General features: G+C 75.1%; 24 protein-coding genes. 18 read left to right on the top strand and 6 right to left on the bottom strand.

The window, feature by feature from the left end; genetic code table 11:
• The first annotated feature begins 43 nt into the window (after window positions 1–43).
• The 8 genes from ACFYUV_RS30510 to egtE all read left to right on the top strand — a co-directional run bounded on the left by ACFYUV_RS30510 (window position 44) and on the right by egtE (window position 7073).
• Window positions 44–442 (top strand): VOC family protein, encoded by a 399-nt coding sequence (locus ACFYUV_RS30510; protein WP_387674040.1) that lies wholly within the window; start codon window positions 44–46, stop codon window positions 440–442.
• A gap of 230 nt (window positions 443–672) precedes the next feature.
• The gene (locus ACFYUV_RS30505; RefSeq protein WP_387674037.1) at window positions 673–1266 is read left to right on the top strand and encodes an RNA polymerase sigma factor; all 594 of its coding nucleotides are present in this window, start codon (window positions 673–675) and stop codon (window positions 1264–1266) included.
• A 40-nt stretch (window positions 1267–1306) separates the two neighbouring features.
• Window positions 1307–1552, top strand: a complete 246-nt coding sequence (locus ACFYUV_RS30500) for an anti-sigma factor family protein (RefSeq protein WP_387674034.1) — start codon at window positions 1307–1309, stop codon at window positions 1550–1552.
• Window positions 1553–1672: 120 nt separating this feature from the next.
• On the top strand, window positions 1673–2938 hold the full coding sequence (gene egtA / locus ACFYUV_RS30495; protein ID WP_387674031.1) for an ergothioneine biosynthesis glutamate--cysteine ligase EgtA: 1266 nt from the start codon (window positions 1673–1675) through the stop codon (window positions 2936–2938).
• On the top strand, window positions 2935–4230 hold the full coding sequence (egtB, locus tag ACFYUV_RS30490) for an ergothioneine biosynthesis protein EgtB (RefSeq protein WP_387674028.1): 1296 nt from the start codon (window positions 2935–2937) through the stop codon (window positions 4228–4230). The genes egtA and egtB overlap by 4 nt, the downstream gene beginning before the upstream one ends.
• Window positions 4231–4941 carry an ergothioneine biosynthesis protein EgtC gene (egtC, locus tag ACFYUV_RS30485; RefSeq protein ID WP_387674025.1) on the top strand — a complete coding sequence of 237 codons (711 nt, stop codon included), beginning with the start codon at window positions 4231–4233 and terminating at the stop codon, window positions 4939–4941.
• A gap of 18 nt (window positions 4942–4959) precedes the next feature.
• Complete coding sequence (gene egtD / locus ACFYUV_RS30480; RefSeq protein ID WP_387674022.1) at window positions 4960–5940, top strand: L-histidine N(alpha)-methyltransferase; 981 nt, start codon at window positions 4960–4962, stop codon at window positions 5938–5940.
• Complete coding sequence (egtE, locus tag ACFYUV_RS30475; RefSeq protein WP_387674019.1) at window positions 5937–7073, top strand: ergothioneine biosynthesis PLP-dependent enzyme EgtE; 1137 nt, start codon at window positions 5937–5939, stop codon at window positions 7071–7073. Before egtD ends, egtE begins: the two co-directional genes overlap by 4 nt.
• Window positions 7074–7085: 12 nt before the next feature.
• Here the strand turns inward: egtE and ACFYUV_RS30470 are convergent, their stop codons facing one another.
• Genes ACFYUV_RS30470 through ACFYUV_RS30460 form a run of 3 tightly spaced genes read right to left on the bottom strand, consistent with a single transcriptional unit; the run spans window position 7086 to window position 9919 of the window.
• Window positions 7086–8333, bottom strand: a complete 1248-nt coding sequence (locus ACFYUV_RS30470) for a cytochrome P450 (RefSeq protein ID WP_387674016.1) — start codon at window positions 8331–8333, stop codon at window positions 7086–7088.
• A gap of 16 nt (window positions 8334–8349) precedes the next feature.
• On the bottom strand, window positions 8350–9726 hold the full coding sequence (locus ACFYUV_RS30465) for an NAD(P)/FAD-dependent oxidoreductase (RefSeq protein WP_387674013.1): 1377 nt from the start codon (window positions 9724–9726) through the stop codon (window positions 8350–8352).
• On the bottom strand, window positions 9719–9919 hold the full coding sequence (locus ACFYUV_RS30460; protein ID WP_352355003.1) for a ferredoxin: 201 nt from the start codon (window positions 9917–9919) through the stop codon (window positions 9719–9721). The genes ACFYUV_RS30465 and ACFYUV_RS30460 overlap by 8 nt, the downstream gene beginning before the upstream one ends.
• Window positions 9920–10050: 131 nt before the next feature.
• Between ACFYUV_RS30460 and ACFYUV_RS30455 the strand changes: the two genes are divergently transcribed.
• The 9 genes from ACFYUV_RS30455 (at window position 10051) to ACFYUV_RS30415 (ending at window position 16842) form a co-directional block, all read left to right on the top strand.
• Window positions 10051–10623 carry a TetR/AcrR family transcriptional regulator gene (locus ACFYUV_RS30455; protein ID WP_352327684.1) on the top strand — a complete coding sequence of 191 codons (573 nt, stop codon included), beginning with the start codon at window positions 10051–10053 and terminating at the stop codon, window positions 10621–10623.
• The gene (locus ACFYUV_RS30450) at window positions 10620–11981 is read left to right on the top strand and encodes a DHA2 family efflux MFS transporter permease subunit (protein WP_387674010.1); all 1362 of its coding nucleotides are present in this window, start codon (window positions 10620–10622) and stop codon (window positions 11979–11981) included. The genes ACFYUV_RS30455 and ACFYUV_RS30450 overlap by 4 nt, the downstream gene beginning before the upstream one ends.
• A complete protein-coding gene (locus tag ACFYUV_RS30445; protein WP_352354999.1) occupies window positions 11978–12484 on the top strand; it encodes an FBP domain-containing protein in 507 nt (168 codons plus the stop codon). The genes ACFYUV_RS30450 and ACFYUV_RS30445 overlap by 4 nt, the downstream gene beginning before the upstream one ends.
• Before the next feature lie 106 nt (window positions 12485–12590).
• Entirely contained in the window at window positions 12591–12980 is a 390-nt protein-coding gene (locus ACFYUV_RS30440; RefSeq protein ID WP_387674007.1) for a hypothetical protein, read from the top strand.
• A gap of 71 nt (window positions 12981–13051) precedes the next feature.
• Window positions 13052–13618, top strand: coding sequence for a toxin-antitoxin system HicB family antitoxin (locus ACFYUV_RS30435; RefSeq protein WP_387674004.1), 567 nt, complete (start codon window positions 13052–13054; stop codon window positions 13616–13618).
• A 5-nt stretch (window positions 13619–13623) separates the two neighbouring features.
• Complete coding sequence (locus ACFYUV_RS30430; protein WP_387674001.1) at window positions 13624–14556, top strand: DUF4097 domain-containing protein; 933 nt, start codon at window positions 13624–13626, stop codon at window positions 14554–14556.
• A gap of 17 nt (window positions 14557–14573) precedes the next feature.
• Complete coding sequence (locus tag ACFYUV_RS30425) at window positions 14574–15539, top strand: ATP-binding cassette domain-containing protein (RefSeq protein WP_387673998.1); 966 nt, start codon at window positions 14574–14576, stop codon at window positions 15537–15539.
• Window positions 15536–16339, top strand: a complete 804-nt coding sequence (locus ACFYUV_RS30420; RefSeq protein ID WP_358299601.1) for an ABC transporter permease — start codon at window positions 15536–15538, stop codon at window positions 16337–16339. The genes ACFYUV_RS30425 and ACFYUV_RS30420 overlap by 4 nt, the downstream gene beginning before the upstream one ends.
• Entirely contained in the window at window positions 16336–16842 is a 507-nt protein-coding gene (locus ACFYUV_RS30415) for a DUF1707 domain-containing protein (RefSeq protein WP_387673995.1), read from the top strand. The genes ACFYUV_RS30420 and ACFYUV_RS30415 overlap by 4 nt, the downstream gene beginning before the upstream one ends.
• Before the next feature lie 15 nt (window positions 16843–16857).
• On the opposite strand, the gene ACFYUV_RS30410 is transcribed toward ACFYUV_RS30415, so the two are convergent.
• Window positions 16858–18966, bottom strand: coding sequence for a prolyl oligopeptidase family serine peptidase (locus ACFYUV_RS30410; RefSeq protein WP_387673992.1), 2109 nt, complete (start codon window positions 18964–18966; stop codon window positions 16858–16860).
• 402 nt (window positions 18967–19368) lie between these two features.
• On the opposite strand from ACFYUV_RS30410, the gene ACFYUV_RS30405 reads away from it, so the two are divergent.
• Window positions 19369–20160, top strand: a complete 792-nt coding sequence (locus ACFYUV_RS30405) for a putative protein N(5)-glutamine methyltransferase (protein WP_387673990.1) — start codon at window positions 19369–19371, stop codon at window positions 20158–20160.
• A 126-nt stretch (window positions 20161–20286) separates the two neighbouring features.
• On the opposite strand, the gene ACFYUV_RS30400 is transcribed toward ACFYUV_RS30405, so the two are convergent.
• Both ACFYUV_RS30400 and ACFYUV_RS30395 read right to left on the bottom strand, forming a co-directional pair.
• On the bottom strand, window positions 20287–20622 hold the full coding sequence (locus tag ACFYUV_RS30400; RefSeq protein WP_387673987.1) for a WGxxGxxG family protein: 336 nt from the start codon (window positions 20620–20622) through the stop codon (window positions 20287–20289).
• 184 nt (window positions 20623–20806) lie between these two features.
• A complete protein-coding gene (locus ACFYUV_RS30395; RefSeq protein ID WP_387673984.1) occupies window positions 20807–22177 on the bottom strand; it encodes a diaminopimelate decarboxylase in 1371 nt (456 codons plus the stop codon).
• Between the last annotated feature and the right edge of the window lie 100 nt (window positions 22178–22277).

Below are 22277 nucleotides of genomic sequence, written 5' to 3'. Positions count from 1 at the left end.
CGACACGTTGCCGTCGCCCGCCGGGGGCCGCGATACTCCCTGCATGATCGGTCATATCGGCATCAACGTCCCCGACATGCGGGCGGCCAAGGAATACTACGACGCCCTGCTGCCGTACCTCGGTTTCAAGGAGTTCTTCAGCAGCGAGGAGGAGATCGGCTACATGCCGGCGGACGACAAGCCGGGCACGTACCTGTTCCTCTACCCCGCGCAGGAGGCCGGCGACTACTCGCGGCACCGCACCGGGCTCCAGCATCTGGCGTTCTCTCTGCGCAGCCGGTCCGCGGTCGCCGAGGCGCACGCGCGGGCGGTGGAGCTCGGCTCGGAGGTGCTGCACGAGCCCAGGGAGTTCCCCGAGTACCCGCCGCCCTACCACGCCGCGTTCTGGCTCGACCCGCACGGCGTCATGCTGGAGGCCGTCTGCCACTACGACCGCGACTGACCTGCGGCGATCCCGGTTCCGCGCGGCTGGACGGCCTTCGCCGGGGAAGGTTCCCCATGGGTGCCGCCGTACGACGTGCGGGCGTGGACCGGTGTGCGATCTTCAGGTGCGAGGGGGTGAGGGCTAGCCTGGAGCATGACGTCCCGCACGGGCCCGGTGGCAGGCCGGGCGTGGACGACGCGCGGCCCGATGTCATGATGTCCCCGACGCTCGACCGGGAGGAAACGATCGTGGGGCCTTTCGCGGGCGGTGGGCTGCCCCCGGACGACGTCGTCGTCGCGGCGCTGCGGGCCGGGGACGAGTCGATGTTCGCCGCGCTCCTCGACACCTGGTCGCGGGGAATGTTGCGGGCGGCCAGGTCCTACGTGTCCACCGACGACTCGGCCGAGGAGGTCGTGCAGGACACGTGGCTGGCGGTCATAGGCGCCATCGACGCCTTCGAGGGCCGCTCCTCGGTCAAGACGTGGGTCTACCGCATCCTGGTCAACACCGCCAAGAAACGCGGCCTGCGCGAGAGCCGCACGCTGCCGTGGAGCGCGTTCGAGCCGCCCGCCGAGCCGGCCCAGAAGGTGGACGGCCCGACGCCGGAGGGCGCGGTGCTCGCCTCGGAGGCGCGCGGTCTCATCGGCGAGGCGCTGGCCGGGCTGCCGGCCCGGCAGCGGATCGTCATCACTTTGCGTGACCTGGAGGGATGCACGTCCGAGGAGGTTTGCGAGATCCTGGAGATCTCGGCCGCCAACCAACGGGTGCTCCTGCACCGGGCAAGGGCCACGGTCCGCGACCGGCTCGAAGGCTACTACCAGTCCGTGAAGCGGTCAGAATAGGTTAAACGGTTCAACGTTCAGAGGTGAGGCGGTCAACGTCGTGAAGCGGTTCACGTGCGACGAGCTGGTAGAACTCATCACCGCCTACCTTGACGGCGCTCTTGACCGGCCCGAACGCGCGGGGTTCGAGGCGCACGCGGCAACCTGCGCCGACTGCGCGCGGCAGCTCGACCAGTTCCGCGAGACCGTACGGGCCCTGCGCGAGCTCCCGCCGGAGCGCAAGCTGTCCGACGGCACGCGCGACCGCCTGATGTCCGCGTTCAGAGCCCGCCGCCACCGGGGCTGACGGCCGCCGCCACCGGGGCTGACGGCCCCTCTTCCGCACCAAGAGCCGCAAAAGGGGCAAATCTCGGCAGATCATCAGATTTCCGTGTAACGCTGGCGGGTCTCGCGGGTCTGTAAGCACATGCGCCACGCGATGACCGGCCCGGCGGCCGGCGGGTCCGGCGCCTCGGGAGCGGCCGGCGAGCCGCTCCGGGGCGTGCCGGAGGTGGAGGAGTTCGCACGCCGGTGCTTCGCCCCCGCCCCGGGCGACCGGGTGGGGGCCGAGCTGGAGTTCCTGATCTTCGACCGGGCGGACCCGGCGCGGCAGGTGCCGATGGACCGGGTGAAGCGGGTCGTCCCGGCGCTGGCCGGCGGGAGCCGGGTGACGTACGAGCCGGGCGGCCAGATCGAGCTGTCGGGCCCGGCCGGGCCGCCCGCCGAGGCCATCGGACGGCTGGCCGCCGACGTGGCCGCCGTCCGCGCGGCGCTCGGGCGGGCCGGGCTGGTGCTGGGCGGCGTCGGGCTCGACCCGCTGCGCCCGGCCCGGCGGCAGCTCCGCCAGCCGCGCTACGACGCCATGGCCGAGTTCCTGGGCCGCCCGTACGGGCCGCTGATGATGTGCTCGACCGCGTCCGTCCAGGTGAACGTGGACCTGGGGGAGCGGCCGGCGGTCCGGTGGGAGCGCGCCAGGCTGCTCGGGCCGGTCCTGACCGCGGCCTTCAGCAACTCGCCGCTGAGCCGCGGACGCCCCTGCGGCTGGATGTCGGGCCGCCAGGCCGTCTGGGAGAACCTCGACCCCACCCGCACCGCCCCCGTCGACGGCTCCGGCGACCCGGCGGCGGCCTGGACGGCGTACCTGCTCGACGCCCGGCTCATGCTCGTCCGCGAGGACGAGCGCCGCTACCGCGCGGTCGGCGACGGCTCGACCTTCCGCGACTGGCTCGACGGCGCGGGCGAGCGCCCGCCCACCCCCGACGACCTGGCCTACCACGCCACCACGCTGTTCCCGCCGGTCCGGCCGCGCGGCTGGCTGGAGATCCGCTACCTCGACGCCCAGCACCCGGACGACTGGCCGGTGTGCGTCGCCGTCACCCACGCGCTGATCACCGACGACCGCGCCGCCGACGCCGCCCTGTCGGCCGCCGAGCCCGTCGCGGGCCTGGCCGAGGTGGCCGCCAGGTGCGGCCTGACCGACCCGCGGCTCGCCCGCGCCGCCGAGGCGGCCTTCCGCGCCGCGGTCGAGGCGCTGCCCCGGCTCGGCGCGCCCGCCGACCTGGTCGACGGCGTGTCCGGCTTCGCCGCCCGGTACGTGAGCGCGGGCCGCTCCCCGGCGGCCGACCTGATGGACCTGATGACGGACCCGGCACGGCGCCTGCCGGCCTGGCTGAGCGGAGAAGGACGGGCATGAACGACATCAAGGAACGCATCGCCGCCGAGCTGACCGCGGTGCGCGACCGTTCGCTGACCTACACCGAGGCCGAGGACGACCTCCTGCTGCGCCAGCACTCCCCGCTGATGTCGCCGCTGGTGTGGGATCTCGCGCACGTCGGCAACTACGAGGAGCTGTGGGTGCTGCGCGAGGCCGCCGGCATCACGCCGCTGCGCCCCGAGATCGACGACATCTACGACGCCTTCAAGCACCCCCGCAAGGACCGTCCCACCCTGCCGATCCTCGGCCCCGAGGAGGCCAGGAAGTACATCGGCGGCGTGCGCGGCCGGGTGCTCGACGTGCTGGACGCGATCGACCTGGAGGCCGCCGCGCCGCTGCACCGCGACGGGTTCGTGTTCGGCCTGGTCATCCAGCACGAGCACCAGCACGACGAGACGATGCTGGCCACCTGGCAGCTGTCCCGGCAGCCCGGCCTGGTCCGCGACGGCGACCTGCCGCCGGGCCGCGCCACCGGCCCCGCCGAGGTGTACGTCCCCGCCGGCCCCTTCCAGATGGGCACCGGCACCCTGCCCTGGGCCTACGACAACGAGCGCCCCGCCCACCGGGTGGACCTGCCCGCCTACTGGATCGACCGGCTGCCCGTCGGCAACGCCGCCTACGCGGCGTTCGTCGAGTCCGGCGGTTACGACGACCCGCGCTGCTGGCACCCGGACGGCTGGCGCTGGCGGCAGGAGAGCGGCGCCACCGCGCCGCTGTTCTGGACCCGGGAAGGCGGCGCGTGGTGGCGCACCCGCTTCGGCCGCGCCGAGCCCGTCCCGATGGACGAGCCGGTCCAGCACGTGAGCTGGTACGAGGCCGACGCCTACGCCCGCTGGGCGGGCCGGCGGCTGCCCACCGAGGCCGAGTGGGAGAAGGCGTGCGGCTGGGACCCGGAAGCCGGGCGGGCCCGCAAGTACCCGTGGGGCGACGAGGATCCCCGTCCCGACCTGGCCAACCTCGGTCACCGGGCGGCCCGGCCGGCCCCGCTGGGGGCCTACCCCGCCGGGGCGAGCGCGTACGGGGCCGAGCAGATGGTCGGCGACGTGTGGGAGTGGACCGGGTCGTGGTTCCAGCCCTATCCCGGGTTCCGCAGCTTCCCGTACAAGGAGTACAGCGAGGTCTTCTTCGGGCAGGAGTACCGGGTGCTGCGCGGCGGCTCGTGGGCGGCCGACCCGGCGGCGGTGCGGACGACGTTCCGCAACTGGGACTACCCGGTCCGTCGGCAGATCTTCACCGGCTTCCGCTGCGCCCGCGACGCCGAGCGGGCCTAGATGTGCCGGCACGCCGCCTGGCTGGGCGCTCCGCGCCCGCTGACCACGCTGATCCATGAGCCGCCGCACGGCCTGCTCGCCCAGTCGTACGCGCCCCGGCGGCAGCGCCACGGCACGGTCAACGCCGACGGCTACGGCATGGCCTGGTACGACCCGGCCAGGCCGGAGCCGGTGCGCTACCGCCGCGCCATCCCCATCTGGGCCGACGCCAACCTGCCCGCGCTCGCCGAGATCGCCCGCTCCGGCTGCCTGATCGCGGCCGTGCGGTGCGCCACGACCGGGATGCCGGTGGAGGAGAGCGCCACCGCGCCGTTCGCCGGGGGCGGCTGGCTGCTCAGCCACAACGGCCGGGTCGAGCGCGACGCGGTCATGGACCTGGCCGACGACCTGCCCGAGAGCCCCTGCGACTCGGCCTGGCTGGCCGCCGCCGTGTTCGCCCGCGGCAGCGCCGGGCTCGGCCTGGCCGCGGCGCTGGCCGACGTCGTCGTGCGCGCGGGGGAGAAGGACCCCGCCGCCCGCCTGAACCTGCTCGCCTGCGACGGCACGGCGCTCGCCGCGACCGTCTGGGGCGACACCCTCTTCTTCCGCGCCGACCGGGACGGCGTGTACGTGGCCAGCGAGCCGCTCGACGACCGGCCGGGCTGGCAGGCGGCGCCCGACCGCAGCCTGCTCACCGCCACGCCGGACGACGTACGCGTCCAGCCGTTGTGACCTTTCCAGGAGGATCTCGTGCCCGTCACCCAGCCGACCGTCCATGTGATCAACCATCTTGACCCCGGTTACCTGCGCCAGGCGCTCGAACACGACGTCAGGACCGGGCTGACGGCCACGCCCAAGTGGCTGCCGCCCAAGTGGTTCTACGACGAGGCGGGCAGCGACCTGTTCTCGCGCATCACCCGGTTGCCCGAGTACTACCCGACCCGCCGCGAGCTGACGATCCTGCGCGCGCGGGCGGCCGAGATCGCCGCCGCGAGCGGCGCCGACACGCTGGTCGAGCTGGGGTCGGGCACGAGCGAGAAGACCGTGGTCCTGCTGGACGCGCTCACCGCGGCGGGCACGCTGCGCGCCTACACGCCGGTGGACGTGGACGCCGTCACCCTGGAGGCGGCCGCGCGCCGGCTGGGCGGCCGCCACCCCGGCCTGGAGGTGCGGCCGGTGTGCGCCGACTTCGAGCGGCACCTGCGGCTGCTGCCGCGCTCGGGCAGGCGCATGGTGGCCTTCCTCGGCGGCACGATCGGCAACCTCGAACCGGCCGCCCGCGAGGTGTTCCTGAAGGAGGTGCGCGCCACCCTGCGGCCCGGCGACACCTTCCTGCTCGGCGCCGACCTGGTGAAGGACACCGGGCGGCTGGTCGCGGCCTACGACGACGCCGCCGGGGTGACGGCCGCGTTCAACCGGAACGTCCTGCGCGTGGTGAACCGGGAGCTGGCGGCCGGGTTCGAGCCGGATGCGTTCGAGCACGTCGCCCTGTACGACCAGCGCAACGACTGGATCGAGATGCGGCTGCGGGCCACCCGGGACATGCGGGTGCGGGTCGGCGCGCTCGGCCTTACCGTGGACTTCGCCGCGGGCGAGGAGATGCGGACCGAGATCAGCGCCAAGTTCCGGCTGGAGCCGCTGGGGGAGGAGCTGGCCGCGGCCGGGTTCACCGTCCTGCGGTCGTGGACCGACCCCGCCGGCGACTTCGGGCTGCTGCTGGCCGGGGCGTGATCGCCGCACGCTGGCGGGCCGCCCGCTCGGCCGCGCCGCCCGGACACCTGGACGCGGCCGGCTGCAACGTGCCCAGCGACCGGACGCTGGCCGCGACGGTCGAGCACCTGCGGCGCGAACGCGAGCTCGGCGGGTACGCCGCCGTGCCGGGACTGACCGCGCCCAGGGCCGCGCTGGCCGCCCTGACCGGCGCGGACGCGGCCGACGTCGCCTTCCTGGAGAGCGGCACGGCCGCGATGGCGGCGCTGCTCGGCGGCTGGCGGCTGCCGCCGGGCGCCCGGGTCGGCTTCACCCGCTCGGAGTACGGCAGCACGCTCATGCTGCTGCGCCGCCTGGCCGCCGAGCGCGGCTGGACCCTCGCCGAGCTGCCCGCCGACGACGACGCCCGCCTCGACCTCGACGCCCTGTCCGCCGCCCTGCGCCGCGGCCTGGACCTGGTCACCCTGCCGCACCTGCCCTCCCACCGGGGCACCGCGCAGCCGGTCGGCGAGATCGGCCGCCTGTGCCGGGAGGCCGGCGTGCCCCTGGTCCTGGACGTGTGCCAGTCCCTCGGCCACCTGGACGTCACCGGCGCGCGGGCCACCGCCTACGTCGGCACCTCCCGCAAGTGGCTGGCCGGGCCGCGCGGCGTCGGCTTCCTGATCGTGCCCGGCCTCACCGAGGACATGGACGCGGCGGCCCCCGCGCTCGGCGGCCACGTCTGGCTGGAGGACCCCGCGCGCAGCGGGCCGCTGCCCGGCGCCGCGCGCTACGAGAGCGCCGAGTCGGCGGTCGCGGCGCGGATCGGCCTCGGCGTCGCCGTCCTGGAGCACCACGCGCTGGGGCCGGACGCGGTCCGCGCCCACCTCGCCGAGCTGGGCGCGGCGGCCCGGCGCACGCTCGACGGCAGGGGCGGCTGGCGGGCGGTGGAGCCGTACGACGAGCCGACGGCCATCGTCACCCTGCGCCCGCCCGGCGGCGCGGACCCCACCAGGACGGCCGCGGCGGCGGCCGGGGCGGGCCTGCTGGTGGGCGTCGCGCCGGTCGCCCGCGCCCCGCTCGACCTGCGGGAGCCGGTGCTACGCGTCTCGCCGCCCCCGGGAACCCGGCAGGAGACCCTGGACGCCCTGGCCCGCGTCCTCGACGGCCATTAGAGCGGGCGGGCGTCAGAGCAGGCGGTCGAAGCCGACCAGCAGGTGCGCGGGCCCGCGCAGCGACGCGCTGTGCCGGTACGGCGGCGGGCCGGCGGCCAGTTCCGGCCGGACCAGCCTGCTCACCAGCGCGCCCAGCGCGACCCGCGCCTCGATCCGGGCCAGCGGCGCCCCCACGCAGTAGTGCACGCCCCCGCCGAACCCCAGATGCTGGTTGTCCCGCCGCGCCGGGTCGAAGCGGTCGGCGCCGGGGAAGCGGGCCGGGTCCCGGCTGCCCGAGGCCAGCAGCAGCGCCACGTCCGCGCCCTGGGGGACGGTGACCCCGGCGATCTCGATGTCGGCCAGCGTCGTGCGGGTGCGGAACTGCACCGGCGGGTCGTAGCGCAGCACCTCCTCGACGGCCGGCACGATCAGCCCGGGGTCGGCGCGCAGCCGCGCCAGCGCCTCCGGGTTGCGCAGAAACGTCAGCATGCCGTTGGTGATCAGGTTGACGGTGGTCTCGTGGCCGGCGATGAGCAGCAGGGCCATCGTCGCGATGATCTCCGGGGCGTCCATGCGCTCGGCCTCGCCGTCGGTGAGCAGCGCCGACAGCAGGTCGTCCGACGGGTGGGCGTGCCGCTCGCCGGCCAGCTCGACCAGGTACGCGCGCAGCTCCGGCGCGGCGGTCTCGGCCTGCCGCACCTCCTCGGCCGACAGCCCCTCGGGCGGGTCCAGCGTGCGGGCCAGGGCCGAGGCCCAGCCGTGGAAGCGCGGCTCGTCCTCCTTGGGCACGCCGAGCAGGTCGCAGATCACCGTGACCGGCAGCGGGTAGGCCAGGTCGTCCACCACGTCCATGGAGTCGTGGCCGGCGCGCCGGTCGAGCAGTTCGGCCACCAGCGACACCACGTGCTCCCCGAGCCGGTTGACGCGCTCGGGGGTGAAGTGCCGCATGACGATCCGACGCAGCCGGTCGTGGTCGGGCGGGTCGAGGAAGATGAACGCCGGTTTGCGGGACTCCTGGCCGTCCTGGGCGTTCTGTCCGGCCATCAGCCTGCCGGAGGCGCCGAACGAGCCGGAGCCGCTCCTGCTCTTGCGCTCGTCGGAGCTGATCCGCGGATCGTGCAGCAGCGAGACGATCTCGGCGTACGTGCTCACCGCGTACAGGTCGTCCCCCTGGCGGGAGACGGGCGTCTCGCGCAGCCGGGCGTACAGCGGGTACGGGTCCGGGCGGCTCGCCTCGTCCAGGACCTGCGCGAACAGGCTCTGCGTCACCTGGTGGGCCATGGTCGTCCTCCGGCTCTCATTCCAGCGGCGGCGCGGTCAGCGGCGAGCGGGGGTCGCGCTCGCGCGGCACCTCGCGCGCGGTCGGGCCCTGCCCGGTCACCGCGGCCGTCGGGCTGTGCGTGGACTGGCCGTCCACGGCCAGGCCGGCGGGCACCGGGAGCAGCGTGCGCGGCCCGTCGGCGGCCCGCAGGTCGGGCGGGAAGGGCGCGGCCGCCTCGATGAGGCCGGCGTAGGCGGGCAGCGAGCGCGGGGCGTCCACCGCGACCGCCGCCACGCACCGGCCCTGGCGGCCGAAACAGGCCACGAAGCGGCGTTCGGCCACCGAGCCCTGCGTGACCACCACCTCGTCGGCGATCGTCGGCAGCCCGACGGACTTGATGCTGACGCCGAACTGGTAGGACCAGAACGCCGGCAGCCCCCGGTGCGGGCGCGGCCGGTCGGCGACCATGTTGTGCGCGGCGGTGGCCGCCTGGCGCACCGCGTTGTCCCAGTGCTCCACGGCCAGCAGCAGGCCGTCGTAGTGCGGGTGCGGCCAGCGCGCCACGTCGCCGGCCACGAACACGTCGGAGGTGACGATCGCGTCGGCGTCGAAGGCCCGGCAGGCGGCGTCGCACACCACCCCGCGCGCGTCGGCCGCCAGGCCCGCCCCGTCCAGCCATTCGGTGTTGCGGACGGCCCCGAGCGCCACCACCGCGACCTCGACCGGCAGGACGTCGCCGTCGGACAGGTGCGCGGCGCGCAACCGGCCCTCCGCGTCGCCCTCCAGCGCCATCACCGTGGTGTTCACCCGCAGGTCCACGCCGTGCTCGCGGTGCAGCCGGGCGGCCACGCTGCCGGCCGCCGCGCCCAGGGCGCCGGCCAGCGGGGCCGGGCCGCGTTCGGCGACCGTCACGGGCAGGCCCATCTCGCGGCACACGGAGGCGATCTCCGAGCCGGTGAACCCGCCGCCGATGACCAGCACCCGGCTCGGCCCGGCGGCGAGCGCGGCCCGCAGGCTCGCCGCGTCGTCGCGTCCGCGCAGGGTGAACACGCCGGTCAGGGCCGCCTCGGCGGGCTCGGGCCAGGGGCGCGCCCGGGTGCCGGTGGCGATCAGCACCCGGTCGAAGCCGATCTCGCGCCCGCCGGCCAGGCGTACCTGCCGGGTGCGCAGGTCCAGGCCGGTGGCGGGCTCGCCGAGCAGCCAGCGCGCTCGCAGGTCCCGCGCCGTGACGAGCGCGGTGTGCGCGGGCGAGGCGCGGCCGGCCAGCACCTGCTTGGACAGCGGCGGCCGGTCGTAGGGCTCGTACGGCTCGTCGCCGATCAGGGTCAGCTCCCCGGTGAAGCCCTCGGCGCGCAGCGTCTCGGCGGCCCGCAGGCCGGCCAGCGAGGCGCCGACGATCACCGCGCTACGCATGGTCGTCCGGCGAGCAGGTGATCGCCTGCACCGGGCAGGCCGCGGCGGCCTCGCGCACCTGCTCGCGCAGCGCGTCGGCCGGGGCGTAGTCGTACTCGAGGGACTCGGCGCCGTGGAACCGGAAGACCGCCGGCGCCGCGAACACGCACTGGCCGTAGCTCAGGCAGCGGTTCAGATCGACGAGCACTCTCATGTCCGCCACGTTACGAACGGCTGCTCCAGCCACGTTCCAACCTGATCCCAAGTTTTCCTGATTTGCGAAACCTAGGACTCCTAGGATAAAACCTAGGAAGGTTAGGTTTCCTGCTGCGGAGGTGGATCATGATGGCTCGGGCCGGTCTGACGGCGGACCGCGTGACGGAGGCGGCCGGGGAACTGGCCGACGAGGCCGGGTTCGACAACCTGACGGTCTCGGCCCTGGCGCGCCGCTTCGGCGTCGCGGACGCCAGCCTCTACTCCCACGTCAGGAACCTCCAGGACCTGCGCGTCCGGGTGGCGCTGCGCGCCGCCCGCATCCAGGCCGACGCCCTGACCGCGGCGGTGGCCGGCAAGGCGGGCAAGGACGCCCTGGCCGCCTTCGCCGCCGCCTACCGCGACTTCGCGCTCGCCCACCCGGGCCTGTACGAGGCCACCCAGCTCCGGCTCGACCCCGAGATCGTCGCCGGGTGCGCCGACGTCCAGCGCATCTTCACCACCACCAACGCGGTCGTGGCCGCGTACGGGCTGCCCGAGCCGGCCCACACCGACGCCATCCGGCTGCTGCGCAGCACCTTCCACGGCTTCACCAACCTGGAGGCCCGCGGCGGCTTCCAGGCGTCCCGCGACGTCCGCAGCTCGTGGGACGCGATCATCGACGCGCTCGACAGCGCACTGAGACATTGGCAGGTTTCCCCATGACCGGAACGACCGCGGCCCGGCCCGGCCTCGACCGGCGGCTGCTGACGGTCGCCGGGGTGCTCACCCTCGGCGCCTTCACCGCCCTGCTCGACGGCACGGTGGTCGGTGTCGCCACGCACACCCTGGCCCGCGCCTTCTCCGCCGACCTGGCGGCCACCCAATGGGTGACGACGGCCTACCTGCTCGCCCTGGCCGCGGTCATCCCGGCGACCGGGTGGGCGGCCCAGCGGTTCGGCGCCGGGACGGCCTGGACCGCCTCGCTCGCCGTGTTCCTGGCCGGCTCGATCCTGTGCGGGTCGGCCTGGTCGCTCGGCAGCCTCATCGCCTTCCGCGTCGTGCAGGGGGCCGGGGCGGGCATGCTCTTCCCGCTCAGCCGGATCATCGTCGTCGAGGTGGCCGGGCGCGAGCGGCTCGGCCGGATGATGGCGCTGATGGCCGTGCCCGCCGTGTTCGCGCCCGTCCTCGGGCCGGTCGTCGGCGGCGTGCTGCTGGAGACGCTGTCGTGGCGGTGGGTGTTCCTGGTCAACGTCCCGTTCGTGGCGGCCGGGGTCGTCCTGTCGGCTCTGTACGTGCGCACCGCCCGGCCCGAGGGCCCGGCCGAACGCCTCGACGTGGCCGGCCTGCTCGGCGTGAGCGGCGGCCTGACCCTGCTGCTGCACGGGCTGAGCGGGGCCGGTGAGCCCGTGGCCGCGCTGACCGCGGCCGCCGGCGCGTTACTGCTGGCCGCCTGCCTGTGGCGGGCCGCCCGCACCTCCGGGCCGCGGATCGTCGAGCCCGGCCTGTTCCGCGACCGGGCCTTCGCCGCCTCCGCCGCGCTGGCCTTCCTGGCCAACTTCTCCCTGTTCGCCGCCGTGTTCCTGGTGCCGCTGTTCGTCCAGACGGCCGAGGGGTCCGGAGCGCTCGGCGCCGGGCTGGTGCTCGCGCCGCAGGGGCTCGGCATGCTCGTCGCGGTGCTGGCGGCCGGCCGGCTGATCGACCTGAACGGCAACCCGCGCCGGATCGTCGTCACGGGCCTGGTCCTGCTGGCGGCCGGCACCCTGCCGTTCGCGCTGGCCGATCCCGGCACGGGCACGGCGCTGCTGCCGGTGGCGCTGTTCGTCCGCGGGGTGGGGGCCGCGCTCGCGGTCGCACCCACCATGATCACCCTCTACCACTCGCTGCCGCCGGCCAAGGTGCCCGCCGCGACCACCGCCAACGCCATCGGCCAGCAGGTCGGCGCGGCGGCCGGCACCGCCTGCGTGGCCGTGCTGCTCCAGCACGGCGGCTACCGGCCCGCCTTCTGGGTCACGCTGGCCGCCGTCGCGCTCTGCCTCCTGCCCGCCCTGTTCCTCCCGTCCTCGAAAGCAGGCACGTCATGAACCCCGTCACCGAGAACGAGATCCGCTCGTCCTTCGTCAACTGCTCCAAGGGCGAGGCCCGCCGGCTCGCCGTCCCGCGCGGGCTGCCCGAGCTGCCCTGGCCCGACCTCGACTTCCTGGGCTGGCGCGATCCGGGGGCGCCCGAGCGGGCGTACCTGGTGGCCGAACGCGGCGGCGCGCCGGTCGGCGTCGCGCTGCGGCTCGGCCAGGAGGTGCGCAGGAGCTTCACCAAGAGCACGCTCTGCTCGGTCTGCGTGACCCCGCACGCCGGGACCGGCGTCGCGCTGTTCACCGCGGCCCGGGTCGGCGCGGCGGGGCGGCAGGGCAACACGGTGGGCGCCTACATGTGCGCCGACCTGGCCTGCTCCCTGTACGTCCGGGGACGCAAGGAGACCGAGCTGGGCGTCCGGTTCGAGTCGCTGAGCGTGGCCGAACGCGTCGCCAGGACCACGGTCAACCTGGACGCCTTCCTCGACAAGATCCTGCACGACACCCTGGCGTGATCGGGGTGTGGAGGGGGGCGTCCGGCTCGCGCCGCGGGGCGGGAAGGGTCCACCCGCGGCGCTGGCCGGCCCGTGAACTGTCGGGCCCGCCTGCGACACTCCCCGGATGCTGATATTGGAACTGTTGCGGCCGACGTTGCGCGCCGCCTGGGGGCCCGACACCTGCGACACCGCCGCGCGGGAGGAGTGGCGGGCCGACAACCCGGCCAGGGGGCAGTGCGGGATCACCGCGCTGGTGGTCCAGGACCTGCTCGGCGGAGACCTGATCCTGGCCGAGGTGCACGCCGACGGCGTCAAGGTCGGCCACCACTACTGGAACGTGCTGCCCGGCGGCACTGAGGTCGACTTCACCTCCGACCAGTTCCACCCGGGCGAGGTCATCGTGAATCCCCAGCTCCAGCACCGTCCCCCGGACGCGCCGCGCCGGTGCCGCGAGCAGTACGAGCTGCTGCGCCACCGCGTCGTCACCGCGCTGTCCGGCCCGCCGCCCGCCTGAGACGTCATGTGACGTCATAATGACGCCATAGCGCATTGCGATGGCGTCACTTCACGTGTCACGATGGCGTCATGGACCTTGCCCCGTATGTCGATCAACTCCGGCGCGAGCTCATGCTCGCCGCAGGGACGGGCGGCGAGGAGGCCCGTGCGCTGGCCGAACGCTTCGCCGCCACCCTGGAGTCGGCCGCCCGGCTCGCCCTGCTGGAGGCCCTGTCGGCCGCCGCGGACGAGATCACCCAGGATCTCGCGCCCGGCTCGGTCGAGGTGCGCCTGCGCGGCCGCGACCCCGCCTTCGTCGTGACGTCACCGCCCGCCGCCCACCCGTTCCCGGACCAGGACGAACCGCCCGTCAGCGCCTGGCCGGGCGAGCGGCCGCCCACACCGCCGCCGCCACCCGAGGCCGACGAGGGCGGCACGTCCCGCATCTCCCTCCGGGTGCCCGAGGCGCTCAAGCCGCGCATCGAGGAGGCGGCCGCGCGTGACGGGCTGTCCGTCAACGCCTGGCTGGTCCGCGCCGTCTCCGCGGCGCTCGACCCCGGCGACGCCACCCGCGACGCCACCCGTGACGCCGCCCGCCGCGCCACCCGGCGCCCGGCCCCGCAGACCGGCAACCGCTACAGCGGCTGGGTGCGCTGATGACCATGCCGACCGATGACAGGGAGATCGGAATGCCGGCCTTCGACACGCCCCGCCCCATCGTCGCCGTCCTCGACCTGGCGACCGCCGCCGTCCGCGTCGTCGCGGGCGACCGCGGCGAGACCGTGGTCGAGGTCCGCCCGAGCGACGAGCACAACGACGCCGACGTGCAGGCCGCCCGGCACGTCCAGGTCCATTACGCCGACGGCAGGCTCACGGTGGCCGCCGACAAGGAGCAGGGCGGGCCGGCGCTCGGCTGGGGGCTCTCGCTCGGCAAGCTCGTCGAGTCGCCCGCCGACTGGGCGCGTTCGCTGCTGCTCGGCACGGGCTCGGTGGAGGTGACGGTCGAGCTGCCGGCCGGCTCCCGCCTCGACGCCAGGACGTCCGGCGGCCTGTCGTGCCGCGGGCGGCTCGGCGACGTCACGGCGACCACCACGTACGGCGACATCCGCGTCGAGGAGGCCGGCCGGCTGCGCCTGAAGAGCACCCACGGCACCGTCTCCGTCACCCGCGCCCGCGGGCACGCCGAGATCACCACGAACCACGGCGACATCCGCGTCGGCGAGATCGACGGCACCGCCGCCGTCAAGACCGCCCACGGCGACGTGCGCCTCGGCGAGGTCACCGGCGAGCTGCGGCTCAACAGCGCCCACGGCGACATCACCGTGGAACGCCCGCTGGCCGGCGTGGTCGCCAAGACCGCCTACGCCGGCGTGGAGATCCGCGAGGTGGCGTCCGGCACGGTCGTCATGGAGACCACCGGCGGCGGCCTGGACGTCGGCGTCCCCGAGGGCACCTCCGCCTGGCTCGACGTCAGCTCCCGGTACGGCACCGTGAACGTCGCCCTCGACCCCGGCGACGACCCCGGCGACAGGGCGCGGACCGTCGAGATCCACGCCCACACCACGCACGGCGACATCGACATCCACCGTTCCTGACGACCGAGGAGACCGACATGCCAGACGCGATCGTGGTCGAAGGGCTGACCAAGAGGTTCGGCGACGTGGCCGCCCTCGACGGCGTCGACCTGACCGTCCCGGAGGGGACGGTGTTAGGACTGCTGGGCCCCAACGGCGCCGGCAAGACCACCACGGTGAGGATCCTCACCACGCTCCTGCGACCGGACGCCGGCCACGCCACGGTGGCCGGGCTCGACGTCGTCCGCGACGCCCGCCGGCTGCGCGCCCGCATCGGCGCGTCCGGCCAGTACGCCGCCGTGGACGACCACCTCACCGGCGCCGAGAACCTGGAGATGGTCGGCCGCCTCTACCACCTGGGCGCCCGGCGCAGCCGCGAGCGCGCCCGCGAGCTGCTGGACCGCTTCGACCTCGCCGACGCCGCCGACCGCCCGGTGCGCGGCTGGTCCGGCGGCATGCGCCGCCGCCTCGACCTGGCCGGCGCGCTGGTCGCCGACCCGCCCGTGCTGTTCCTGGACGAGCCGACCACCGGCCTCGACCCCCGCGCCAGGATCGCCCTGTGGGACGTCATCGCCGAGCTCGTCCGGGAGGGCACCACCGTCCTGCTCACCACCCAGTACCTGGAGGAGGCCGACCGGCTCGCCGACCGCATCGTGGTGGTCGACCACGGGCGGGTGATCGCCCGCGGCACGGCCGAGGAGCTGAAGGACCAGGTCGGCGGCGACCGCATCCAGCTCTCGGTGACCAGCGCGGCGAGCCTGGACCACGCCGCCCGCGCCCTGGCGCCGCTGGCCCTGGGCGAGATGCAGGTCGACGCCGCCGCCCTGCGCATGACGATCCCGGTGACCGGCGGCGCGGACGCGCTGACCCGGGCGCTCGGCCACCTGGCCGCCGAGCGGATCGCCGTACGCGACGCCGGGCTGCGCCGGCCCACCCTCGACGACGTGTTCCTCACCCTCACCGGACGCCAGGCCGCCGACAAGACCGAGGAGACCGTTCGATGAACGCCTTCCAGCTGGCCGCCGCCGACGGCCTGACCATCGCCAGGCGCAACGCGCTCAAGATCCGCAGAGCCCCCGACCTGCTGGGCGGCGTGATCATGCTGCCCATCGTGTTCGTGGTGCTGTTCACCTACGTCTTCGGCAGCATGATCGAGCTGCCCGGCATGTCCTACGGCGAGTACCTGCTGCCCGGGATCTTCGTCATGACGATCGTCACCAGCGCGCAGATCACCGGCTACACGCTCACCCAGGACCTGCAGAAGGGCATCTTCGACCGGTTCCGCACCCTGCCGATGTCCCCGACGGCGGTGCTCACCGGCCAGACCGTCAGCGACGTGATCATGAACGTCACCAGCATCGCCACCATGGCGCTCGTCGGCCTGCTGGTCGGCTGGCGCGTCCACAGCTCGCCGCCGGAGGCGGTGCTCGGGTTCGCGATGCTGCTGCTGTTCGCCTACGCCTTCTCCTGGGTGACGGCCACCGTCGCGCTGGCCCTGCGCACGCCCGAGGTGTTCAACAACCTCGCCACCCTCACCTCGTTGCCGCTGGTGTTCCTGTCCAACGCGTTCGCCGACAGCACGCGCCTGCCCGGCCCGCTGCGGCCGATCGCCGAGTGGAACCCGGTCTCCACGCTCGTCCAGGCCGCGCGTGAGCTGTTCGGCAACACCAGCGCCGCGCTGCCCCAGCCCGCCGCCTGGCCGCTGCGGCACGCCGTGCCGGTGTCGCTGCTGTGGTCCGTGCTGCTCCTGGCCGTGTTCGTGCCGCTGGCCACGCGGCTGTACAACAGGGCCGTCAGCCGATGAACACCGTCTCGGGCGCGGACCGCGAGCGGGCGGTCGAGCTGGTCCAGCAGGCGTACGCGGACGGCCGGCTCGACCCCGGCGAGCTGGAGCGGCGGCTCGAACTGGCGCTCACCGCCACCTCCGCCCGCGAGCTGGCGCCGATCGTCGCCGACCTGCCGGACGAGGTGGTCCGGCTGGGCTCCACCGGCGGCGCCGTCACCCGGACCGGCGACTGGGAGGTCCCGCGCCGCCTGTGCGTCGACTCCAGGTACGGCCGGGTGCGGCTCGACCTGTCGCGGGCCCACGTGCCGTACGCGCGCGTCGACATCGAGCTGCTGCTGGCCTACGGCAGCGCCACGATCGTCCTGCCCGCGGGCGCCACCGCGAACGCCGACGGGGTGCGGTCGGAGTGGGGGCGGGTGACCTGCAAGGTCCCCGGCCGGCCCCGCCCCGGCCACCCGCACGTCCAGGTGATCGGCGACCTCCCCTACGGCCGCCTGCTCATCCGCCCCGCCCGCCGCTGACCCGGCCCCCGGCGGCTACCCGTTCAGGTGGCGGCGGAGGAAGTCGAGCTGGAGGAGGAGCAGGCCCTCGAAGACGTCCTCGTCCGAGGTGGGGGCGTGGGAGGCGCCGGACAGCGGCAGCACCTCGTGCGGGCGTCCGGCGGCCAGCAGCGCGGACGACAGGCGCAACGTGCCCGCCGGGAACACGTTGTCGTCGGACAGCCCGTGGACGAGCTGCAGGGGCCGGGCCAGGGTGTGCGCCTCGGCCAGGGTGGAGCAGGCTTCGTAGCGGTCGGGGTGGCGGTCCGGGTGGCCGAGGAAACGTTCCCGCCAGTGGGTGTCGTACAGGCGCTGCTCGCTGGTGCCGGCGCCGGCGACGGCGGCGTGGAAGACGTCCGGACGCCGCAGCACCGCCATGACGGCCAGCGTGCCCGCGAACGACCAGCCGCGCATCGCGACCCGGCGCAGGTCCAGCTCCGGGTGGCGGGCGGCGACCGCGTGCAGGGCGGCCACCTGGTCCGCCAGCACGGGGCCGAACATGTCGCCGTGCACCTCGCGCTCCCAGGCGGGGCCGCGGCCCGGCGTGCCGGCCCCGTCGGTGACCAGGACGGCGAACCCCTGCTCGGCGAACCACTGCGAGACGAACATCATCGGCGCCTGCTCGTCGGCGACCCGGCGCCCGGCCGGCCCCGCGTACGGGTCCAGCAGGACGGGCAGCGCCGGGTCACCGGGACGGTGCCAGGAGGGCAGGTGCAGGTGGCTGCGCAGCTCGCGCGCGGTGGTGACGAGCGACAGCCGGCGCAGCGCCAGCACCGGCCGCTGCGCCGCCGACGCCACCTCGACCCCGCTCCGCGCCGGGGACGCCGCCCCGGCCGCGGGGCGTTCCACGCGGACGCGCTCGCCCGGGTGCTCGGCGGTGCGGGCGACGTGGACGAGGGTGCCCGCGCGCCGGGTCCCGCCGTGCACCCCCGGTGCGACGCTGAGCCGGTGGGTGCCCGCCGCCGGGGTGTGCAGCCACAGGTGGGTCTGCGCGGGGTCGTCGGAGGCGGTGAAGAGCACGTCCTCGCCGTCCACGCCGAGCACCGCCTCCAGGTGCAGGCCGGGCGGCGTGACCGGGACGCCGCCGACGGTGAGCCGCCGCGTGCCGTCCAGGTCGGCGTGGGCGACCAGCCGGCCGGAGCCGGTACGGGCGGGCGTGCCCGGGACGAGCTGCACCCAGTGCGGATCGTGCTGCTCGGCCAGCAGCCGCGTCCGGCCGGAGTCCGGGTCGGCGGCCAGCACCCGGACCGTCCGCTGGTCCCTGCTCTGCACCGACAGGTACGGGCCGTGGGCGTCCCAGCCGGCGGCCGTCACGTACTCGAAGGCGGTCCGGTCCCAGGCGACCTCGACGCGCCCGCCGTCCACCGCGCCGTCCACCGCGCCGTCCACCGCGCCGTCCACCCCGGCGATCCAGAGGGTGACGTCGGCGTTGGCGGTGCCGGCCGCCGGGTACCGCACGGCCCGGGGCGGGCGCGCGGGCTCGGCGGGGTCGCCCACGTGCCAGAGCGCGACGCCGGCCTCGTCCACCCGGGCCGTCAGCAGACGGGCGCCGTCGGGGGACCACCAGTAGCCGCGGGATCGGCCCATCGAGGCGGACGCGGCGTACTCGGCGACGCCGAACCGCACGTCCGGCCCGTCGGGCTCGGCCACCGCGCGGTCGCCGGCGCCGTCCACGCCGATCACCCGCAGCGCGCCGCCGGAGAGGTAGGCGACCAGCCGCCCGGCCGGGTCGGGCCGCGGGTCGCGGGCCGTGCCGGGCACCGGCAGCGTACGGGCCGCGCCGGTCGGGACGTCCACCGCCCACAGCGCGCCCGCCAGGGTGAACACCGCCAGGCCGGCCGCGTCGTCCGTGGCGTAGGAGCCGATCCCCTGGGTGCCGCCGCCGGTCAGTGCGGCGGGGTCGGCGAGCAGTCGCTCCTCGCCGGAGCCGGCGTCCAGGGCCCAGAGGCAGGTGACCGGGTCGTCGCCGGCGCGGCTGCGCAGGAACAGCACGACGGAGCCGTCCGCCGAGACGGTGAAGGCCGAGGGGGCGCCCAGGGTGAACCGCCGGGTGCGGGCGAACTGCCGGGGCAGGCTGATCTTGGTGTTGTCGTCGTGGTGCGGCATATGTGCCTGGTTCCTCTCACTGCGGTCCGGTTTTCGGGCACGACAAAAAGCGCACACCGTAGTGGTGTGCGCTTCGTTCGTGTCAGGTGATCGGCGGGACTTCTCGCGCGGCTCCCGCGGCCGCCTCCTGCTCGCCGGGACGATCTCCGCGGCCGAGCTCCCGGACATTTTACTACATGATCATCCGCGTGGCGGCGTGCGCGTGACCGGGGGAGATCCCCGGCGGCCGCCCGCGTCGGGCCGGACCGGCTCTGGTACTGTGACGGTCTCTGGCCGAGATCGTCCGTAGGAGGTGAGACCCATTACCGCTTCGTCAGGCTGGGGCTCCCTTCCGGCACACGTCCGGCCCGCCTGGGCCAGGTGACCGCGGGGAGCGCCCATCGGCATCCCGAAAGGCTCCCCATGTCCCCCTCCCCGATCCCCATGTCCGCCGTCGTCACCCGGCTGCGCGCCGCCGGCTGCGTCTTCGCCGAGGACGAGGCCGAGCTGCTGGTCTCCACCGCCCGTACCCCTGCCGAGCTGGCCGGGATGGTCGAGCGCCGGGCCGGCGGGCTGCCGCTTGAGCACGTCCTGGGCTGGGCGCGGTTCTGCGGCCTGCGCGTCGCCGTCGAGCCCGGTGTGTTCGTGCCGCGTCCGCGCACCGAGTTCCTCATCCGTCAGGCCGTCGCGCTGGCCCGCCGGGCCGGCCGCCCGCCCGTCGTGCTCGACCTGTGCTGCGGCACGGGCGCGATGGGCGCCGCGGTCGCGGCGGCGCTGGGGGAGGGGGCCGAGGTGCACGCGGCCGACCTCGACCCCGCCGCCGTGCGCTGCGCCCGGCTCAACCTGCCCGGCGGCCACGTCCACCAGGGCGACCTGTACGACGCCCTGCCCGGCTCGCTGCGCGGCCGCGTCGGCATCCTGATCGCCAGCCCGCCCTACGTGCCGACCGAGTCGGTCGGCCTGCTGCCGCCCGAGGCGCGCCTGCACGAGCCGCTGATGGCGCTCGACGGCGGCGGCGACGGGCTCGACGTGGTGCGCCGGGTGATCGCGGGGGCGTCCGGCTGGCTCGCGCCGGGCGGGCACCTGCTGGTGGAGACCAGCGAACGGCAGGCCGCGGCCACCGTCCGGGCCGCCGTGGCCGCGGGGCTCCCGGCGCGGGCCACGGTCTCGGAGGAACTGGACGCCACCGCCGTCATCGCCACCCGCCCCGCCTGAGGCCCGTACCCACGCGAACCGGACTGCCGCGGGCCGGGCCGCGACAGCGTTGCAGGGATGGGGGCCGGGGGTGGGCAGCGCGGTGCCCGGCGCGCCGGAGCGTGCCGGGCACCGCCCGCGTCCTCCTTACGGACGCTGCGGGCGGGTGGGGTTGGCGGTGGTCCCCGTCGTGGTCCCGGTGGTACCCGTGGTACCGGTGGTTCCCGTGGGACGGGTGGTCATGTGCTCAGCCGTCCCTACCGGGTTGCGGCCTTTGCGCAGGCCCGCCAGCCCCAGCAGTCCGAGCAGCCCCAGCAGGCCCCACAGACCGCCGTTGCCGCCGCCCTCGTCGTATTTGTTCTCGGTCGGTTGCGGGCTCGGCGTCGCCTGGCTCTGGACGACGGGCGTGTCCGCCACAGCGGTGGCGGCCGGGGCCAGCGCCAAGCAGAATGCCATCCCCAGGCCGGTGAGCGTCTTGCGCATGTGGGTTCCCCCGGATCCGGCGGCCCTCAAGGCGGAGAGCCGCCTGTCGCGCCTTCCGGGCGACGGCCCGGAAGGTTCCCCCGAAATGGAGCGAGAACTCCATACTCGCTGGTAGACCTACCCCCACCCGCGCAAACAATCCCCACAAACCAGGACATACCGCCATAGTTGGGACGGCAGGCGTTCAGGCGGTGGCCGCCAGGAGGCCGGTCAGCGCGTCGGCCTGGGCCAGCCCGCTGGCCGCGGCGATCTCGTCCAGGGTCTGCGCCGGGCGCACCTCGCTCAGCCGGACGTCGCCGTCCGCCGTGACGGTGAAGCCGTGCACCGCCGGATAGGGCAGGCTGTTGTAGGCCCACGGGGTGGAGAAGTAGTAGGCGCCGGTGTCGTGCAGCACGACGATGTCGCCCTCGGCCAGCTCCGGCAGCTCCCTGGCGTGCGCGACCACGTCACCGGCGAAGCAGCACGGGCCCGCGACGTCCTGGGCGAGCAGGGGGCCGTCCTTGGGGTCGCCCGACGGGCCGTACGCGCCGACCCGCAGCGGCCAGGCGTCCGGCATGAGCACCGTGCGGGTGGCGACCTGCGCGCCGGCGTGGGTGATCGCCACCCGCCGCCCGCCCGCGTCCTTGGTGTACTCCACCAGCGCCGCGACGAAGCCGTTCTTGGCCAGCAGCGACCGGCCGAACTCGGTGACCAGCGCGTACCGGCCGTCGAACAGCCCGGGGACGGCCGCGCGCAGCGTGGCGACGTAGTCGGCGTAGGTGGGGGCCACCTCGTCGCCGTCGAAGTTCACCGGCAGGCCGCCGCCGATGTCGATGCTGGTGATCTGCCGGACGCCGAGCGTCGCGTTGATCTCCTCGGCCAGCCGGTAGGCCTCGGCGATGCCCGCCGCGATCAGCTCCAGCGGGCAGCCCTGCGAGCCGACGTGCGCGTGCAGGCGGGTGAGCCACGGCCGTTCGGCGAAGGCGCGGACGACGGCCTCGCGGGCCCCCGGGTCGCGCAGCGCGACGCCGAACTTGGAGGTGGCGGTCGCGGTGCTCATCGCGCCGATCGTGCCGGTGCCGACCTGCGGGTTCACCCGCAGCCCCAGCACCGAGGAGGAGTCCGGCGCGCGCAGCTCGTCGATGCGGCGCAGCTCGGCCAGGCTGTCGGCGTTGACCGCGACGCCCAGGGACAGGGCCTGGCGCAGCTCCTCGCGGGTCTTGGCGGGGGAGTCGAAGACGATCGTGCCCGGCGCGAAACCGGCGTCCAGCGCGATCCGCAGCTCGCCGGGGCTGGCCACCTCGCATCCCATGCCCGAGGCGGCCAGCAGCCGCAGGACCGGGATCAGCGACGCGGCCTTGGCGGCGAAGGTGTGCAGCACGTCCGGGACCTCGCCGAACGCCTCGTGCAACGCCCTGACCGAGTCCCGCACGCCGGCGGTGTCGACGAAGCCGGCGACCGGCTCGCCCGGGCCGAGCGCACCGGCGCTTACGGCATGGCGCAGCACGTGGGCGGCGCGTTCGGCGGTGGTGCCGCGGGCCGGGGCGGGCGCGAGCGTGGCACTGCTCTGGATCACGTCCAAGGCTCCTGGATGCATCGGGAAAGAGGGAGTTTCGGAGGGGGGCCAGACGAGATTCGGCCATGACCGCAGGCCAAGTCTTCAGCCGGGCGGACAA

Source organism: Nonomuraea sp. NPDC003560 (genome assembly GCF_042878785.1).
In the GTDB taxonomy this organism is placed as follows: Bacteria; Actinomycetota; Actinomycetes; order Streptosporangiales; family Streptosporangiaceae; genus Nonomuraea.
The sequence above is the reverse complement of the archived record's forward strand: the minus strand, read 5'-3'. Positions and strand labels throughout refer to the sequence as shown.

Coding starts and splice junctions, on each gene's coding strand:
- ACFYUV_RS30510 (WP_387674040.1), top strand. CDS start 44: ATGATCGGTCATATCGGCATCAACGTCCCCGACATGCGGGCGGCCAAG.
- egtA (WP_387674031.1), top strand. CDS start 1,673: ATGCGCCACGCGATGACCGGCCCGGCGGCCGGCGGGTCCGGCGCCTCG.
- egtB (WP_387674028.1), top strand. CDS start 2,935: ATGAACGACATCAAGGAACGCATCGCCGCCGAGCTGACCGCGGTGCGC.
- egtC (WP_387674025.1), top strand. CDS start 4,231: ATGTGCCGGCACGCCGCCTGGCTGGGCGCTCCGCGCCCGCTGACCACG.
- ACFYUV_RS30470 (WP_387674016.1), bottom strand. CDS start 8,333: ATGGCCCACCAGGTGACGCAGAGCCTGTTCGCGCAGGTCCTGGACGAG.
- ACFYUV_RS30465 (WP_387674013.1), bottom strand. CDS start 9,726: ATGCGTAGCGCGGTGATCGTCGGCGCCTCGCTGGCCGGCCTGCGGGCC.
- ACFYUV_RS30460 (WP_352355003.1), bottom strand. CDS start 9,919: ATGAGAGTGCTCGTCGATCTGAACCGCTGCCTGAGCTACGGCCAGTGC.
- ACFYUV_RS30455 (WP_352327684.1), top strand. CDS start 10,051: ATGGCTCGGGCCGGTCTGACGGCGGACCGCGTGACGGAGGCGGCCGGG.
- ACFYUV_RS30450 (WP_387674010.1), top strand. CDS start 10,620: ATGACCGGAACGACCGCGGCCCGGCCCGGCCTCGACCGGCGGCTGCTG.
- ACFYUV_RS30445 (WP_352354999.1), top strand. CDS start 11,978: ATGAACCCCGTCACCGAGAACGAGATCCGCTCGTCCTTCGTCAACTGC.
- ACFYUV_RS30440 (WP_387674007.1), top strand. CDS start 12,591: ATGCTGATATTGGAACTGTTGCGGCCGACGTTGCGCGCCGCCTGGGGG.
- ACFYUV_RS30435 (WP_387674004.1), top strand. CDS start 13,052: ATGGACCTTGCCCCGTATGTCGATCAACTCCGGCGCGAGCTCATGCTC.
- ACFYUV_RS30430 (WP_387674001.1), top strand. CDS start 13,624: ATGCCGACCGATGACAGGGAGATCGGAATGCCGGCCTTCGACACGCCC.
- ACFYUV_RS30425 (WP_387673998.1), top strand. CDS start 14,574: ATGCCAGACGCGATCGTGGTCGAAGGGCTGACCAAGAGGTTCGGCGAC.
- ACFYUV_RS30420 (WP_358299601.1), top strand. CDS start 15,536: ATGAACGCCTTCCAGCTGGCCGCCGCCGACGGCCTGACCATCGCCAGG.
- ACFYUV_RS30415 (WP_387673995.1), top strand. CDS start 16,336: ATGAACACCGTCTCGGGCGCGGACCGCGAGCGGGCGGTCGAGCTGGTC.
- ACFYUV_RS30410 (WP_387673992.1), bottom strand. CDS start 18,966: ATGCCGCACCACGACGACAACACCAAGATCAGCCTGCCCCGGCAGTTC.
- ACFYUV_RS30405 (WP_387673990.1), top strand. CDS start 19,369: ATGTCCCCCTCCCCGATCCCCATGTCCGCCGTCGTCACCCGGCTGCGC.
- ACFYUV_RS30400 (WP_387673987.1), bottom strand. CDS start 20,622: ATGCGCAAGACGCTCACCGGCCTGGGGATGGCATTCTGCTTGGCGCTG.